This is a genomic window from Polaribacter sp. (genome assembly GCF_036480315.1).
Taxonomy (GTDB): domain Bacteria; phylum Bacteroidota; class Bacteroidia; order Flavobacteriales; family Flavobacteriaceae; genus Polaribacter.
Genome location: NZ_JAZGGG010000043.1, coordinates 38,597 through 55,203, shown reverse-complemented (window position 1 = coordinate 55,203; position 16,607 = coordinate 38,597). Strand labels below are relative to the sequence as shown.

The 16,607-nt window shown below is 29.9% G+C and carries 13 protein-coding genes, 1 tRNA gene and 1 pseudogene; 8 read left to right on the top strand and 7 right to left on the bottom strand.

Translation table 11 applies throughout. The features are described from left to right. Positions 1–108 (top strand): annotated as a pseudogene (locus V3V28_RS08995) (IS982 family transposase); the annotation flags it as partial. 100 nt (positions 109–208) lie between these two features. On the opposite strand, the gene tyrS reads toward V3V28_RS08995, so the two are convergent. Then, entirely contained in the window at positions 209–1,501 is a 1,293-nt protein-coding gene (gene tyrS / locus V3V28_RS08990; RefSeq protein WP_331364690.1) for a tyrosine--tRNA ligase, read from the bottom strand. A gap of 62 nt (positions 1,502–1,563) precedes the next feature. Between tyrS and V3V28_RS08985 the strand changes: the two genes are divergently transcribed. Next, on the top strand, positions 1,564–2,562 hold the full coding sequence (locus tag V3V28_RS08985) for an NAD-dependent epimerase/dehydratase family protein (protein ID WP_331364689.1): 999 nt from the start codon (positions 1,564–1,566) through the stop codon (positions 2,560–2,562). Here the strand turns inward: V3V28_RS08985 and V3V28_RS08980 are convergent. The 4 genes from V3V28_RS08980 to V3V28_RS08965 are packed head-to-tail and all read right to left on the bottom strand — an operon-like array spanning position 2,555 to position 5,521. Then, on the bottom strand, positions 2,555–2,983 hold the full coding sequence (locus tag V3V28_RS08980) for a DUF4296 domain-containing protein (RefSeq protein ID WP_331364688.1): 429 nt from the start codon (positions 2,981–2,983) through the stop codon (positions 2,555–2,557). The two genes, V3V28_RS08985 and V3V28_RS08980, sit on opposite strands and share 8 nt — an antisense overlap. 1 nt (position 2,984) lies before the next feature. Then, on the bottom strand, positions 2,985–4,325 hold the full coding sequence (locus tag V3V28_RS08975) for a dihydroorotase (RefSeq protein ID WP_331364687.1): 1,341 nt from the start codon (positions 4,323–4,325) through the stop codon (positions 2,985–2,987). A gap of 7 nt (positions 4,326–4,332) precedes the next feature. Continuing rightward, on the bottom strand, positions 4,333–4,794 hold the full coding sequence (locus tag V3V28_RS08970) for a GNAT family N-acetyltransferase (RefSeq protein ID WP_331364686.1): 462 nt from the start codon (positions 4,792–4,794) through the stop codon (positions 4,333–4,335). A 4-nt stretch (positions 4,795–4,798) separates the two neighbouring features. Further along, positions 4,799–5,521: a polyprenol monophosphomannose synthase gene (locus tag V3V28_RS08965; protein ID WP_331364685.1), complete on the bottom strand. Its 723-nt coding sequence runs from the start codon at positions 5,519–5,521 to the stop codon at positions 4,799–4,801. Positions 5,522–5,626: 105 nt separating this feature from the next. On the opposite strand from V3V28_RS08965, the gene V3V28_RS14685 reads away from it, so the two are divergent. Together V3V28_RS14685 and V3V28_RS08960 are read left to right on the top strand one after the other, a co-directional pair. Further along, entirely contained in the window at positions 5,627–6,244 is a 618-nt protein-coding gene (locus V3V28_RS14685; RefSeq protein WP_442957528.1) for a DUF4271 domain-containing protein, read from the top strand. A gap of 17 nt (positions 6,245–6,261) precedes the next feature. Next, on the top strand, positions 6,262–7,008 hold the full coding sequence (locus V3V28_RS08960; protein WP_331364684.1) for a uroporphyrinogen-III synthase: 747 nt from the start codon (positions 6,262–6,264) through the stop codon (positions 7,006–7,008). A 193-nt stretch (positions 7,009–7,201) separates the two neighbouring features. Here the strand turns inward: V3V28_RS08960 and V3V28_RS08955 are convergent. Then, a tRNA-Asn gene (locus V3V28_RS08955) sits at positions 7,202–7,275 on the bottom strand. 182 nt (positions 7,276–7,457) lie between these two features. Between V3V28_RS08955 and V3V28_RS08950 the strand changes: the two genes are divergently transcribed. From V3V28_RS08950 to V3V28_RS08935, 4 genes are all read left to right on the top strand, one after another. After that, positions 7,458–10,193, top strand: coding sequence for a 2-oxoglutarate dehydrogenase E1 component (locus V3V28_RS08950; RefSeq protein WP_331364683.1), 2,736 nt, complete (start codon positions 7,458–7,460; stop codon positions 10,191–10,193). Positions 10,194–10,357: 164 nt separating this feature from the next. Next, positions 10,358–11,569: a 2-oxoglutarate dehydrogenase complex dihydrolipoyllysine-residue succinyltransferase gene (gene odhB / locus V3V28_RS08945; protein ID WP_331364682.1), complete on the top strand. Its 1,212-nt coding sequence runs from the start codon at positions 10,358–10,360 to the stop codon at positions 11,567–11,569. Positions 11,570–11,765: 196 nt separating this feature from the next. Continuing rightward, positions 11,766–12,137, top strand: coding sequence for a DUF2200 domain-containing protein (locus V3V28_RS08940; RefSeq protein ID WP_331364681.1), 372 nt, complete (start codon positions 11,766–11,768; stop codon positions 12,135–12,137). A gap of 69 nt (positions 12,138–12,206) precedes the next feature. Next, positions 12,207–14,612, top strand: a complete 2,406-nt coding sequence (locus V3V28_RS08935; RefSeq protein ID WP_331364691.1) for a helix-turn-helix domain-containing protein — start codon at positions 12,207–12,209, stop codon at positions 14,610–14,612. A 294-nt stretch (positions 14,613–14,906) separates the two neighbouring features. Here the strand turns inward: V3V28_RS08935 and recJ are convergent, their stop codons facing one another. After that, complete coding sequence (gene recJ / locus V3V28_RS08930; RefSeq protein WP_331364680.1) at positions 14,907–16,592, bottom strand: single-stranded-DNA-specific exonuclease RecJ; 1,686 nt, start codon at positions 16,590–16,592, stop codon at positions 14,907–14,909. Between the last annotated feature and the right edge of the window lie 15 nt (positions 16,593–16,607).

Sequence of the window (16,607 nt, the reverse complement as noted above, 5' to 3'; positions counted from 1 at the left end):
TTTAAGACTAGAATACTCTCAAAATTAACCTCATTAACAATTATTCAATTCATTAATAAGTTTACTTTTGATAGAAATATTAACAACTTAAAAATTAGTATTATTTAAATGCACAACGGGTTAAATTCTATATAATTTTGAAATTTAATAAAAAAGAGCTGAATTCATTCAGCTCTTTTTTTGTTGATTATATTTTTTATTAAATAGATTATTCCACTACCAATAAATAATACGTTTTTTTACCACGTTGTAATAACACATATTTATTAGCAATTAAATCTTTTTTAGAAATTGTAAAATCTTCTTTTACTTTTTCTTTATTTACAGAAATCGCATTTTCTTTTAAAGCTCTTCTTGCGTCTCCATTTGAGTTTAAAAAATTAGTTTTAGCTGCTAAAGCACCAATCATATCTAAACCTTCTTCTACATCTGCAATAGAAACTGTTGCTTGTGGTACACCATCAAACACATCTAAAAATGTTTGTTCATCTAAAGATTTTAAATCGTTAGAAGTAGATTTTCCGAATAAAATATTAGAAGCAGCAATCGCTTTTTCATACTCATTTTTTCCATGAACTAAAACTGTAACTTCTTCACCTAAACGTTTTTGTAAAACACGTACATGTGGTGCTTCTTTATGTTCCGTAATTAAAGCAGCAATAGTTTCTTGATCTAAAAATGTAAATATTTTTATATATTTTTCTGCATCGTCATCAGAAGTATTTAACCAATATTGGTAAAATTTATAAGCAGAAGTTCTTTTTGCATCTAACCAAACATTCCCTCCTTCAGACTTACCGAATTTTGATCCATCAGATTTTGTAATTAATGGGCAGGTAATTGCATATCCTTTTCCACTACCAATTCTTCTAATTAATTCTGTTCCGGTTGTAATATTTCCCCATTGATCTGAACCACCCATTTGAATTGTGGTAGCATTTTCTCTATATAAATGAAGAAAATCATATCCTTGAACCATTTGGTAGGTAAATTCAGTAAAAGACATTCCGTCTTTAGACTCTGAACTAATTCTGTTTTTTACAGAATCTTTAGCCATCATATAGTTTACGGTAATATGTTTACCAACATCTCTAATAAATTCTAGGAAAGAAATATTTTTCATCCAATCGTAATTATTTACTAGAATTGCAGCATTTTTTTCATCAGATTCAAAATCTAAAAAATGACCCAATTGTGCTTTTACACATTCTTGATTGTGACGTAAAGTTTTTTCGTCTAATAAATTACGTTCGGCAGATTTTCCGGATGGATCACCAATCATACCTGTTGCGCCACCAACCAAAGCAATTGGTCTATGGCCACATCTCTGATAATGAGCTAATAACATTATAGGTACCAAGTTACCAATGTGTAAAGAGTCTGCAGTTGGGTCAAAGCCAACATAGGCGCTTCTCATTTCTTCACTTAAATGTTCTTCAGTTCCTGGCATGCTGTCATTTAGCATTCCTCTCCATTGTAATTCTTCAATAAAATTCTTCATTATTCTCAATTTATCAGTTGGCAAATATACCTTTATCAAGCAAAATATACTAAATTCGTTCTATGATTTTAGTTACTGGAGGCACAGGTTTGGTTGGTTCGCATTTATTGTATCATTTAAGTTTAAAAAATGATGCGATAAGAGCTATTTATAGAACTAAAACGTCTTTAGAAAATGTAAAAAAGGTCTTCTCTTTTTATTCTTCGGATGAAAATTTATTCAATATAATTGAATGGTTTCAAGCTGATATTACTGATGTTCCAGCAATGATTCCAGCTTTTGTTGATGTAAAACAAGTATATCATTGTGCTGCTTATATTTCTTTTAATCCGAATGAATATAGAGAAATGCGAAAAGTAAATATTCATGGAACAGAAATAATTGTAAACCTTGCAATAGATGCTAAAGTTGATAAGCTTTGTTTTGTAGGTTCTATTGCTTCTGTTGGTGATACTGTAAAAGGGCAGTTAACTACAGAAGAAGATGAGTGGAATAAAGAACAAGACAATAGTGGTTATTCTATAACTAAATTTGGTGCAGAAATGGAAGTTTGGCGAGCAAGTCAAGAAGGAGTTGAAGTAGTAATTGTAAATCCTGGTGTAATTTTAGGAAGCGGTTTTTTTGCATCTGGTTCAGGGAAACTATTCAATCAAATTTATAACGGATTTAAATATTACACAGAAGGAATTACAGGTTTTGTGGGTGTAAAAGATGTTGTTGAGGTAATGATTCAATTAATGAGTTCTAATATAAAAAACGAACGTTTTATTTTAGTTTCTGAAAACAAATCATTCAAAGAAGTTTTCTTTTTAATAGCTGATACATTTGGAAAAAAACGTCCTTCAAAAAAAATAAAACCTTGGCAGACTTCAATTTTTTGGAGGGTTTCTTCATTAATTGCTGTTTTTACCAGAAAAGAACCTTTATTAAGTAAATATTCTGCAAAATCTGCACATTCAATTTCTAAATATTCTTCAGAAAAAATAGAAAAAGCATTAAATTTTGAATTCAAAGAAATAGAAACCGTTGTAAAAAGAGTTTGTAAGAAATATTCTAATTAGCTTCAGGTTCTTCTATAGTATCTAAAGCCTTTAAAGTAATTTTAGATTTTTTTATTGAATCTCTACCTATAGAGTCTAAATAGCTTTTTAATTTTGTAACTTTTTCTTTTCTTTTGTCAAGACTATTTTTTGCTTCTGTAAGAATCGCTTCGTAAATATCTACTTTAGAAACGTAATAAGCGTTGCTTTCAAAAAACCTAGTGCTATCAATTTTAAATTTATCATAGACAAAAGGCATATAATTAATGTTTTTTTCTAGCTTTTTGGTTTTTACATATTTTGCAGTAGAAGCAATCATTAAATCTTGAATTAAAAGACTCATGGTGTCTTTAGGAATCAAGTTTTTGGGTTTTTCAAAAATGGTATTACTTGTACAAGAAACCAAAAAAGTAAAAATAAATATGTAAAGTAGTTTTTTCATCTTATCTATTGAAAGTAATTCTTTTACCTTTAACCTCATCATTAAAAACACCATTGTTATAAATTAAATTTCCATTTACAAATGTATGTGTTATGGTTGATGAAAAAGTAGTTCCTTCAAAAGGAGACCAACCACATTTATATAAGATATTATCTTTAGAAACAGTTTGCGGTTTGTTGGAGTCAATTAATACTAAATCTGCAAAATAGCCTTCTTTAATAAAACCACGTTTTTCAATCTGAAATAATTTTGCAGGATTATGGCTCATTTTTTCAACAGCTTTTTCAATAGGAATTACGCCTTCTTTTACTTTTTCTAACAATGCAATTACTGCATGTTGTACTAATGGACCACCACTTGGTGCTTTTAAGTAAGAATTTGTTTTCTCCTCTAAAGTATGAGGTGCATGATCTGTTGCTAAAACATCTATTCTATCATCTAACAATGCTTCCCATAAGCCTAATCTGTCTTCTTCTGTTTTTACAGCTGGATTCCATTTAATATGTGTTCCTTTTTCTTCATAATCTTTGTCTGAAAACCATAAATGGTGAATACAAACTTCTGCCGTAATTTGTTTTTCTTCTAAAGGAATATCATTTCTAAAAAGTTCTGTTTCTTTAGCTGTTGAAACATGAAAAATATGCAATCTTGCTCCAGTTTTCTTCGCCAATTCAATTGCTTTAGAAGATGATAAATAACATGCTTCTTCACTTCTAATTATTGGATGGTATTTTACAGGAATATCTTCCCCGTATTTGTCTATAAATTCTTGTGTGTTTTTTCTAATCGTTGTTTCGTCTTCACAATGAACAGAAATAATCATTTTTGTAGAAGAGAAAATTTTCTCTAAAACGGCTTCATTATCAACCAACATATTTCCGGTAGAAGAACCTAAAAATAATTTAATTCCGGCTACTTTTTTAGGATCTGTTTTTAATAATTCTTCTAAATTATCATTTGTTCCACCAAACATAAAAGAATAGTTTGCGTAAGAATCGTTGGCAGCAATTTTAAATTTATCTTCTAATAAATCTTGTGTTGTAGCTTGCGGTACCGTATTTGGCATTTCAATAAAAGTTGTAATTCCGCCAGCAATTGCAGCTCTACTTTCTGTAGCAATATTTGCTTTATGTGTTAAACCAGGTTCTCTAAAATGAACTTGATCATCTATAAAACCAGGAATTAGAAATTTACCTTCTGCATTTATAACTTCAACGTTTTCTGTTGCTTTTATGTCTGATGAAATTGCTGAAATTATTTCATTTTCAATAAGAACATCACCTTTAAAAGTTTTGTTTTCATTTACTATTGTAGCGTTTTTTATTAAAGTTGACTTTTCCATTTTCTTTTTAAATATCAATTCTCATGTTAACTAAACTTTTGGTAAAACCAAAACGTTCGTAAGATTTTAATGCCCCAGAATTATTACTGTAGACATCTAATCTTAATTCTTTTAAACTTTTCTCTTTTGCCCAATTTTTTAGAGTATCTAAAACTAAATTACTAATTCTATTTCCTCTAAAAGATGGTTTTACAAAGATAAAACCAATATAACCATGTTTAGGGTTTTTATGATAATGTGCAGAGTTTTCTATTCTTAAATAACCAGAACCTACCAATTCGTTGTTTAAAACTGCAACTATAAAATGAATGTTATCATTAGAAATTAATTCAAGGATATTGTAATAAGTAAGATTTCCTTCGCCTAAAAAAGAATCTAAGGGTCTTTCTGCTTCTATAACTCCTTGTTCAAATTCTAATAATATTTTTAAGTCTTCAATTTTTGCAATTCTAGTAGAGATTATAGTCATTTTTCTATTTTGGTAGTTTACTAAATCTCATTTTTATGACTCCAAATAATGCTTCAGAAATTATATTTCCGCTCATTTTAGAAGTTCCTAAATCTCTATCCGTAAAAACTACAGAAACTTCTTTTATGTTGAATTTGTGTTTCCAAGCTTTAAATTTCATTTCAATTTGAAAAGCATAGCCCACAAATTTTATTTTATCAAGAACAATAGTTTCTAAAACTTTTCTTTTCCAGCAAACAAAACCTGCAGTGGTATCAAAAAGAGGAATTCTTGTTATAAAACGCACATATTTAGAAGCAAAATATGAAAGTAGTAATCGTTTAATGTCCCAATTAACAACATTTACTTGGTTGTTTACATACCTAGAACCCACAGAAACATCTGCTCCGTCTTTATGGCAAGCATCGTATAAACGAACTAAATCTTTTGGATTATGAGAAAAATCTGCATCCATTTCAATAATATATTCGTACTTTTTAGCTAATGCCCATTTGAAACCATGAATGTAAGCGGTCCCCAATCCGTTTTTTCCCAATCTTTTTTCTAAAAAAAGCTGATTTGGAAACTCATTTATAAGGTTTGTAACAATTTCTGAAGTTCCATCTGGTGAATTATCATCAACAATTAAAATATGGAATTCTTTTTTTTGATTAAAAGTAGCTCGAATAATGGCTTCTATATTCTCTTTTTCGTTATAAGTAGGAATGATAACTAAAGCGTCTGACATAAATAAATTTTCATGTAGTAAGAAGGCAAATATACATTATTTAATTACTAATTTTGTGTTAATCTTACCAAAACAAAAAAAGTGGAAGCGTTAGATAAAATATTTATGAATACAGACTGGATTACCATTTTACTGGTAATTCAATTTGGGACTATCTTTTTTCTAAAAGGATTAGATGCAATTAAATTAAAAGGATATTTTTCTGCGCTAATTAATAAAAACTTTGTAGAAAGTGAAGCTGAAGAAAATACTAGTTTTTTAAAAGCTTTTCAGCTTTTAATTTTTCTATTTTCTATTAACGTTTTGTCTTTAGTTTGTTACTCTTTTTTAATTCATTTCTTTGAAGGTAAAATAGAGAGTTTTTACCTTTTTTGGATAACTTTTCTTTCTATATTTTCCTATTTTATATTAAAATGGAGTTTAGAATATTTATTTTCTTTAGTTTTTATAGTAAAAAAGGAAATTCGATTTTTCTTATTATCTAAATCTACGTACCTATATAATATATCGTTTTTTTTGTTCATTTGCCTAATTTTAGTACAATACACGAAACTAAATATTACTTTTTTAGCAGTTTTTACAATATTGTTATTTTTAGTGCGATTTTCTTTTCATCTAATAAGTAACAAAAACCTGATTTTTAATAAGTTATTTTATTTTATTTTGTACCTTTGCGCCTTTGAAATAGCACCGCTATTTATACTGTTTAAATTGATGTTTTAACTACAAAAAGAAAGCGTATGAAAGTGAAAACGATTTTAGTTTCACAACCAGCACCAAAGACAGAAACTTCTCCTTATTTTGATTTGTCTGATAAACAAAAAGTAAAGATCGATTTTAGATCATTTATTCATGTGGAAGGTATTTCTGTAAAGGAAGTAAGAGCCGGTAAAACGGACTTAAAAGATTTTTCTGCTATTATCTTAACAAGTAGAAATGCTGTAGATCATTTTTTCAGAATTGCTGAAGAAATGCGTTTTAAAGTGCCAGATAGTATGAAATATTTTTGTCAATCAGAAGCTGTGGCTTTTTACTTGCAAAAATACGTAGTTTATAGAAAACGTAAGATTTATGTTGGTACAAGAACCTTTACTGAACTTACAAAGTTGATAAAGAAACATAAAACTGAAAAGTTTTTATTACCATCTTCAGATAAATTAAAACCATTAATACCAGATGAATTAACCAAATTAGGTGTTACTTGGACAAGATTAGACTTATACAGAACAGTGGTAAGTGATTTGTCTGATTTAGAAGATGTTTTTTATGATGTGCTTGTTTTCTTTAGTCCTTCTGGAATAGAATCATTATTTAAGAACTTCCCTGAATTTAAACAAAACCAAACAAGAATTGCTGTATTTGGTAACTCTACTGTTAAAGCCGCTACAGAAGCTGGTTTAAAGTGTGATATTACTGCACCAAGTCCAGAAACACCTTCTATGACAATGGCTTTAGATAAATATATTAAACTAGCAAACAAGAAATAGATTCAAATTATTTTAGATTGTTTTGTTGAGAAAATAAAAAAAAGACAGTAATTTTAAAATTACTGTCTTTTTTTTTGAGATTTAATTTTTTTTGAGTATTTCACTCATATTGAGAAACTTAATATTGAAGTAATTTAGAATAGTAGTTTTTGTAAAATAAAAAAGCCTTACCAATAATGGTAAGACTTTTTTGCTCCTCTTCAAGGACTCGAACCTTGGACCCTCTGATTAACAGTCAGATGCTCTAACCAACTGAGCTAAAGAGGAGTTTGCATCACTTTTGTGATTAGCGAGTGCAAATATATATCTTTTTATAGTATTGGCAAATAAAAGAGTGAAAAAAAATATTTTTTTTTCACTCTTTTATAATGGAATTTAATTCCTCTTTTATTTCAAAAATCGTATTTTTGTTTTTAGAATAAGCTTATTTAAAAAGCACAAACTATTATATGGACAAATTTTCGTTCTTAAACGCAGCACATACAGGCTTTATTGCCGATTTATACGATCAATACTTAATTAACCCAGACTCAGTTGAACCAAGTTGGAGAAGCTTTTTTCAAGGATATGATTTAGCAAATGAGAATTATTCTTTTTCTGAAGAGGAAGTTTCTATGGAAATTCCGCAAGAAGTAAAAAAAGAGTTTCTGGTGGTAGACTTAATTAATGGTTACAGAACACGTGGCCATTTATTTACTGAAACAAACCCAGTAAGAGAAAGAAGACAGTATGAACCAAATTTAGATATTGAAAATTTTGGTTTATCTAAAAAGGATTTAGATATAGAATTTTCTGCAGGTGAAGTTATTGGTTTAGGTAAAACGAAGCTTTCTACAATAATTGCAAACTTACAGAGTATTTACTGTGATTCTATTGGTGTAGAATATATGTATATGCGTAATCCAGATAAATTAAAGTGGTGGCAAGATCGTATTAATAAAAACGATAATCATCCAAATTATACTACTGAAGCAAAAAAATATATTTTAGGAAAACTGAATCAAGCAGTTACTTTTGAAAATTTTTTACAAACAAAATATGTTGGGCAAAAACGTTTCTCTTTAGAAGGTGGTGAAGCTTTAATTCCTGGAATAAGTGTTGTTTTAAGAAATGCAGCTGAAAAGTTTGGCGTAAAAGAATGTGTTTTAGGGATGGCACATAGAGGTCGTTTAAATACTTTAGTAAACATCTTCAAAAAACCTGTTAGAGATTTATTTAGTGAATTTGAAGGAAAAGATTTTGAAGACCAAAATATAGATGGAGATGTAAAATACCATTTAGGTTTAACGTTAAGTAAAACCTATAGAGACGGTAATGAGATTAAAATGAATCTTGTTCCTAATCCATCTCACCTAGAAACGGTTGCAGCAGTTGCAGAAGGAATTACAAGAGCAAAGATAGATAGAAAATATAATGGTGATTCTAGTAAGATTCTACCAATAGTAATTCATGGAGATGCAGCAATTGCTGGTCAAGGAATTGTTTATGAGATTGTTCAAATGGCAAAATTGAATGGTTATAAAACTGGAGGTACAATTCACATTGTTGTAAATAACCAAATAGGTTTTACCACCAATTATTTAGATGCACGTTCTAGTACGTATTGTACAGATGTTGGTAAAGTTACCTTATCGCCGGTTTTGCATGTAAATGCAGATGATACCGAAGCGGTTTGTCATGCAATGGAAATGGCATTAGAATTTAGAATGCGATTTAAATCGGATGTTTTTATAGATTTATTAGGGTATAGAAAATATGGGCATAATGAAGGTGATGAACCTCGTTTTACACAACCAAAATTATACAAAGCAATTTCTAAACATCAAAATCCGAAAGATATTTATGCAGAAAAATTACTTAAGGAAGGTTCTATAGGGAATTCTTATTTAGCTGAAATTACTTCTGAATTTAAGCAAATGCTTGAAATAGAATTTGATGAAGCAAAAAAAGTAAAAACATCGAAAGTTAAAGAGTTTATGCAATCTACCTGGAAAGGATATGAACGCCAGCGTCTAGATGCAATGTTACTTGCTGATGATACAAAATATGACATTGAGAAATTAAAGAATATTGCAAAAGTTGTTTCTACTGTTCCAGAAGGTGTAAAGTTTTTAAGAAAAGCAGAACGTATTCTAAACGGAAGAGCTAAAATGGCATTTGAAACCAATAAGTTAGATTGGGGAATGGCAGAGAATTTAGCTTATGGTTCTTTAATGGAAGAGGGGTTTAATGTAAGAATTTCTGGGCAAGATGTGGAAAGAGGTACTTTTTCACATAGACATGCTATTTTACGTGATGAAGTTACAGAAGAAAGAATTAATTTATTAAATATTAATGAGAATAATAAAGGTCAAATGACTATTTATAATTCGTTATTATCTGAATACGGCGTTTTAGGTTTCGATTATGGTTATGCCATGGCAAATCCTAATACATTAACTATTTGGGAAGCACAGTTTGGAGATTTTTCTAACGGAGCTCAAATAATGTTTGATCAATACATTTCTGCAGCAGAAGATAAATGGAAGTTGCAAAACGGAATTGTAGTTTTATTACCTCATGGATATGAAGGACAAGGTTCTGAACATTCATCAGCAAGAATAGAACGTTATTTACAGCTTTGTGCTGTAGATAATATGACGGTTGCTAATTGTACAACTCCAGGTAATTTCTATCATTTATTACGTAGACAAATGAAACGTAATTATAGAAAACCTTTAATTGTATTTACACCTAAGAGTTTATTACGTCACCCAAAAGTAGTAAGTACTGTAGAAGATTTAGCAACAGGAGAATTTCAGGAAGTTATAGATGATACTTTAAACCCTAAAAACGTTAAGAAACTAGTTTTCTGTATGGGTAAATTCTATTATGATTTATTGGAAGAAAGAGAAAATTTAGAAAGAGAAGATGTTGCTTTGGTAAGAATTGAGCAGCTATTTCCTTTACATTTAGAAAAATTACAGAAAGTAATTGATAGATACCCTAATGTAGAAAATTACGTTTGGGCACAAGAAGAACCTAAAAACATGGGAGCTTGGAGCTTTATGTTAGAACGTTTAGATTTAGTAAAATTAAATGTTTGTTCTCGTAAATATTACGCAGTACCAGCAGCAGGTTCTAGTACACGATTTCAGACGCGTCATAAAGCCGTTATTGATAGTGTTTTTAATGATAATGAGTAAGCGCGTTAAGGATTGAAACGACATCCTTTTAATTGTCACCTTGAGCGCAGTCGAAAGGTTAAGCAATTAAAATATAAAGTGGAAAGCCTGTTAAAACGCCAAAAAAATATAAAGTAGAATAATTAAATACCGAAATTATTTCGGTAAAAGTAAAAAAAGAAACCATGAGTGTTTTAGAAATGAAAGTTCCTTCACCAGGAGAATCAATTACAGAAGTAGAAATTGCAACTTGGTTAGTTGAAGATGGAGATTATGTAGAAAAAGATCAACCAATTGCAGAAGTAGATTCTGATAAAGCTACTTTAGAATTACCTGCAGAGGAAAGTGGAATTATCACTTTAAAAGCTGAAGAAGGAGATGCTGTTGAAGTTGGTGCTGTTGTATGTTTAATTGATACAAGTGCTGCAAAACCAGAAGGTGCTGCGCCAGCAAAAACAGAAGCGCCAAAAAAAGAAAAGAAAGTTGAGGTTAAGGAAGTGCCAAAAGCAGCTACTTACGCAACCGGAACGGCTTCGCCTGCTGCTAAAAAAGTATTATCTGAAAAAGGTATTGCTGCATCTACAGTAAAAGGAACTGGAAAAGATGGAAGAATAACTAAAGACGATGCAGTAAAAGCTGTACCTTCTATGGGAACGCAACCTGCAAACGGTTCTAGAGGAACTTCTCGTAAGAAAATGTCTATGTTACGTAGAAAAGTTGCAGAACGTTTGGTAGCTGTAAAAAGCGAAACGGCAATGTTAACTACTTTTAACGAAGTTAATATGCAACCAATTTTCGATTTACGTAAACAATTTAAAGAAGACTTTAAAGCAAAACACGGAGTAGGTTTAGGTTTTATGTCTTTCTTTACTTTAGCGGTTGTAAGAGCATTAAAATTATACCCAGATGTAAATTCTATGATTGATGGAGATTTCCAAATCAAAAATGATTTTCAAGATATTTCTATTGCTGTTTCTGGCCCTAAAGGTTTAATGGTTCCAGTAATTAGAAATGCTGAAAATTTATCTTTTAGAGGTGTAGAATCTGAAGTTAAACGTTTGGCTTTAAGAGCTAGAGATGGACAAATTACAATTGATGAAATGACTGGTGGAACGTTTACAATCACCAATGGTGGTGTATTTGGTTCTATGTTATCTACACCAATTTTAAATCCTCCACAAAGTGGGATTTTAGGAATGCACAACATTGTAAGCAGACCAATGGCAGTAAATGGTGAAGTTGTAATACAGCCAATAATGTACGTTGCTTTATCTTATGATCACAGAATTGTAGATGGTAGAGAATCTGTAGGTTTCTTGGTAGCAGTAAAGGAAGCATTAGAAAACCCAATGGAGTTATTGATGGATAACAATCCTACAAAAGCATTAGAAATGTAGGCAACAATGTTGCCAGATAAATATTAAAATCCTGAGCTTTTGCTTGGGATTTTTTTTTGAAGCTATTTCCTGCTTTCCACTATATCTTTTTTTGAGAAAAACAAAAAAAGGATGTCGTTTTAATCAGGGCTAAACTTGTTTGCCAACTCTTTGTTTCATAGAATTTTGTAAATTGCTACATTAATACATTCATAAAATGAAAGTTACCACTAAAAAAAACCAACAAGTTGCAAATATGATTTTTGCATCTATTTATCCACATTACTGGAATAGATTAGAAAAGCATGGTAGAACAAAAGAAGAGTTTCATCAAGTAATAGAATGGTTTACGGGTTTTGACGAAAAAAAATTACAATCACTTATTGAAGAGAAAGTAACTTTTAGAACGTTTTTTGAGCAAGCGAAAATCCATTCTAATGCAAATATGATTAAAGGAGTTGTTTGTGGTTATAGAATTGAAGAAATTGAAGATGAATTTCAATTGTATAAACAATGCAGACAAATGGAAAAGTTGATTGATGAATTAGCAAAAGGAAGAAAAATGGAAAAGATATTGCGTTCTAGTTAAATTTCAGAATATTGTTATCTAAATAAGCTATTTTTACGTCAAGAATAAATGAGTAGATTAGTTGTTGATATGATAGAGAACAAAGAGTTAGAACTTGCCTTAAATTTTATTGAAAAAACAGATAGAAATCTTTTTATCACAGGAAAAGCAGGTACAGGAAAAACTACTTTTTTACATCAAATTAAAAAAGAATCTTTAAAAAGAATGGTTATTGTGGCACCAACAGGTGTTGCAGCAATTAATGCAAAAGGGGTAACGATTCATTCTTTCTTTCAAATGCCTTTTGGACCTATTTTACCAAATCAGAGTCAGAGTAGTCAACCACAACGTAGATTTTCTAAAACAAAGATTGATATTATAAAATCGTTAGATTTAGTAATTATCGATGAGATTTCTATGGTTCGTGCAGATTTATTGGATGGAATCGACCAAGTAATGCGCAGGTATAAAAACCGAAATAAAGTATTTGGCGGCGCACAAATCTTAATGATTGGCGATTTGCAACAATTAGCACCTGTTGTAAGACCAAACGAATGGAGTTTACTGCAACAACATTATGAAACTGTATATTTTTTTAGCTCTAAAGCATATCAAGAAGCAGACGTTGTTTCTATAGAATTGAAACATATTTACCGTCAGAAAAACGAGCGTTTTATCAAAATTCTGAATGAAATTAGAACAGATACATTATCTAAAGAATCAGCAGAAATATTAAACGAACGTTACAATCCTACTTTTTCACCAACAAAAGATGAAGGTTATATTACCTTAACTACGCATAATAATAGAGCTAATTTAATTAATGATTCAGAGCTAAATAAACTCAAAAATAAAAGCTACTTTTTTGATGCAGAGGTTTCGGGGAAATTCAATGAAAATGCTTTTCCGAATTCAGAAAAACTAGAATTAAAAGTTGGTTCGCAAGTAATGTTTATCAAAAATGATTCTTCCCCAGAAAAAAAATATTATAACGGAAAAATAGGAATTATTACAGACATTTCTAGAGAAAATGTAACAGTTCAATGCCCAAATGAAATTGAAGAAATAATAACAGAAAGAGAAATGTGGGATAATGTAAATTACTCCATCAACGAAGAAACTAAAGAAATTAAAGAAGATATTATTGGATCATTTAAGCAAATTCCACTGCGTTTAGCTTGGGCAATTACCATTCATAAAAGTCAAGGTTTAACGTTCGAAAAAGCAATTATAGACGCAGAAGCATCTTTTGCACACGGACAAACTTATGTGGCAATGAGTAGGTGTACTTCTTTAGAAGGTTTGGTTTTAAAAACGCCAATTACAAGTAGCGCAATTATTAATGATAGAACGGTAAGTGTTTTTAATGAAAGTGTAGAAGAAAATCACCCGGATGAGAATATTTTAAACAAATCTGAACAACAATTTCAATTGAATTTAATTTCAGAATTGTTAGATTATCAATCTTTTTTATATCCAATTTCTAGATTAATTGATATTTTTTATAAAAATAAAACAAGTATAAAAGGTGATGTAATTGATTATTTACAAACCATAAAAGATGATGGAGTTGTGGCTTTAATGAGAGTTTCTAATGGATTTAAAAATCAACTTTTACAAATTGCAGAAGACAATATTTTACCTGAGAATAGCTCTCAAACTCAAGAACGTTTTACAAAAGCGATTGATTATTTTATAACACAAACAAAAGAAAATATTCTAAAACCATTAAACGCTATAGAGTTTTCTACAGATAATAAAGCAATAAAAAAAGACTTCTCTAAACAGTTTGACAGCCTTCAGGAAAAGTTATTAGAAAAATTATTTGCACTTCAAAAAATGACAAACGGCTTTAAAGTCCAAGAGTATTTAGAAGTAAGAGCAAAAGCTGTTTTACAAAAAACAGCACCAACAGCTAAAAAGAAAAAACTATCTACTAGAAAAGACCCTTTATTAGCATTAAAATTACGTGAATTAAGAGACGAAATTAGAATTGCAGAAAGTATACCTGCTTTTCAGATATTTACTCAAGAAACATTATATGCAATGTGTGATATTCTTCCAAGAACTTCAACAGAATTGTTGGAAATAAAAGGTATGGGAAAAACCAGGGTTTCAAAATATGGCGAACAAATTTTAGAAGTAGTAAATACGTATTGTAAAGAAAACGGAATAAATAAGTTAAACGAGCAAAAAAAAGAAGACAAAAAACCAACCAAGCAAATTTCTTTTGAGTTGTTTAAATCAGGTCTTTCAGTAAAAAATATTGCCAAAGAACGAAGTTTAACTTCTGGTACTATAGAAAGTCATTTGGCAAGTTATATTCCTTCTGGAGATGTAGATATTTTAGAATTGATAGATATTAAAAAGTATAAAAAAATAATTAAGTCAATTGAAGAAGCAAAGTTTAAAAACTTAACAGAACTAAAGGAAAAAGTAGACAAGTCTTTTACTTTTATGGAATTAAGAATGGTTTTGTTGTCTATGGAAAATTAGAGTTTAATTTTGAGAAATATTAATAAAACTCTTGGCATAATAATAATTGTAAACTTATATTTTATTCCTTTTACATTTATTAACTTGAAAGAAAGTGGGGGAACAATGGGTTTTGGTTTACTTTTTTTACCAATTACCTTATTAATTAATTTGTTGCTAATCCCTGCATATTTTTCGTTTAAAATTAAATATAAAAACAGTAAATTTTTATTGATAATTAATTCAATAGGTGTAATTTTTTCTTTTTTATTACTTTGGTTATTTCTTAGTACACCAGTTTTGGATTAATTTTTTTTACTTCAAATCCTTTAACAACAATTGTATCGATTTATTTCCATTCCATTCGTTTTCATCTAGAGCATATACAATATCAAATTCATCTTGAACAAGTTTCATTTTATTTCCTAAATTAAAACCAATAGAATTATACGTTCTTTTATTATCACCTTGAAAAACATTTAGTTTTAAATGTGTTTTATCTGCACCAACTTTTTTACCATAACCATTATCTCTTACACAAGTAGATTTAAAAGTTGGTTTCATATTCATTGGCCCAAAAGGTGCCATTTGCTGAATAATTCTAAAAAACTTGGGTGTAATTTCTGATAAATCAATTTCTGCATCCACAGAAATTTCTGGTGTTAGAAGTTTTTTATCAATAGTTCTTTCAACAACTTCTTCAAACTTTTTTTTAAAGTTTTCGTAATTTTCTGGTAACATTGTTAAACCTGCTGCGTATTTATGTCCGCCAAATTGTTCTATAAATTCTTCACATTCATGCAAAGCATTATAAACGTCAAAACCTTTAACAGAACGCGCAGAAGCAGCTAATTTATCGCCACTTTTTGTAAAAACTAAAGTGGGTCTGTAATATTTTTCAATCAATCTAGAAGCCACAATACCAATTACACCTTTGTGCCAATCTTCTTGATAAACTACAGACGAGAAATCTTGCTCCTCTTCATTATCAATAATCTGAATTAAAGCTTGATCTGTAATTTTCTTATCTAAGTCTTTTCTATCAGCATTAAAAATTTCAATTGCAGCAGAAAATTCAACTGCAGCATCAAAATCCATTTCTGTTAATAATTCAACTGCATAATTACCATGTTTCATTCTACCTGCAGCATTTATTCTGGGTGCAATTGTAAAAACAACATCGGTAATTGTTAATTCGGTTTTTTTAGTTTGATGTATTATGGCTTTAATTCCGTTTCTTGGATTTTCGTTTATCACTTGTAAACCATGATACGCCAAAACTCTATTTTCGCCATTCATTGGTACAATATCCGCAGCAATTGCAGTAGCAACCAAATCTAAATATGGGACAAAATCTTCAATGGTTTGATTTCTAGAAACACCTAATGCTTGTATTAGCTTAAAACCAACGCCACAACCACAAAGTTCATCAAAAGGATAGTTGCAATCTTCTCTTTTAGCATTTAGAACTGCAACTGCTTTTGGTATTTCGTCTCCTGGTTTGTGGTGATCACAAATAATAAAATCTACATTTTTTTTTGTTGCATACTCAACTTTTTCAATGGCTTTAATTCCACAATCTAACGCAATAATTAATGAGAAATCATTGTCATGCGCAAAATCAATTCCCATATAAGAAACACCATAACCCTCTGCATATCTATCCGGAATATAGGTTGCAATGTTAGGGTAAATGGTTTTTAAATAAGAAGCAACTAAAGAAACAGCTGTAGTTCCATCTACATCATAATCTCCAAAAACTAAAATGTTTTCGTTGTTAGCAATTGCAGTTTCAATTCTGGTAACAGCTAAATCCATATCTTTCATTAAAAAAGGATCATGAATTTCGTCTAAACTTGGGCGGAAGTATTTTTTAGCATCTTCAAAAGTTTCAATATTTCGCTGGCAAAGAATTTGAGCTATTGTAGCATTTACTTGTAAATCTTCTGCTAATTTTTTTACTTCTTCTTTATTGGTTTCTGGTTTTAAAGTCCATCTCATAGCTTTTTTTTTGAC

Bases quoted from the DNA above. Each gene is read 5' to 3' on its own strand.
- V3V28_RS08985 (WP_331364689.1), top strand. From the start codon at position 1,564: ATGATTTTAGTTACTGGAGGCACAGGTTTGGTTGGTTCGCATTTATTG.
- V3V28_RS08980 (WP_331364688.1), bottom strand. From the start codon at position 2,983: ATGAAAAAACTACTTTACATATTTATTTTTACTTTTTTGGTTTCTTGT.
- V3V28_RS08965 (WP_331364685.1), bottom strand. From the start codon at position 5,521: ATGTCAGACGCTTTAGTTATCATTCCTACTTATAACGAAAAAGAGAAT.
- V3V28_RS08975 (WP_331364687.1), bottom strand. From the start codon at position 4,325: ATGGAAAAGTCAACTTTAATAAAAAACGCTACAATAGTAAATGAAAAC.
- recJ (WP_331364680.1), bottom strand. From the start codon at position 16,592: ATGAGATGGACTTTAAAACCAGAAACCAATAAAGAAGAAGTAAAAAAA.
- V3V28_RS08970 (WP_331364686.1), bottom strand. From the start codon at position 4,794: ATGACTATAATCTCTACTAGAATTGCAAAAATTGAAGACTTAAAAATA.
- V3V28_RS08940 (WP_331364681.1), top strand. From the start codon at position 11,766: ATGAAAGTTACCACTAAAAAAAACCAACAAGTTGCAAATATGATTTTT.
- V3V28_RS14685 (WP_442957528.1), top strand. From the start codon at position 5,627: ATGAATACAGACTGGATTACCATTTTACTGGTAATTCAATTTGGGACT.
- V3V28_RS08960 (WP_331364684.1), top strand. From the start codon at position 6,262: ATGAAAGTGAAAACGATTTTAGTTTCACAACCAGCACCAAAGACAGAA.
- tyrS (WP_331364690.1), bottom strand. From the start codon at position 1,501: ATGAAGAATTTTATTGAAGAATTACAATGGAGAGGAATGCTAAATGAC.
- odhB (WP_331364682.1), top strand. From the start codon at position 10,358: ATGAGTGTTTTAGAAATGAAAGTTCCTTCACCAGGAGAATCAATTACA.
- V3V28_RS08935 (WP_331364691.1), top strand. From the start codon at position 12,207: ATGATAGAGAACAAAGAGTTAGAACTTGCCTTAAATTTTATTGAAAAA.
- V3V28_RS08950 (WP_331364683.1), top strand. From the start codon at position 7,458: ATGGACAAATTTTCGTTCTTAAACGCAGCACATACAGGCTTTATTGCC.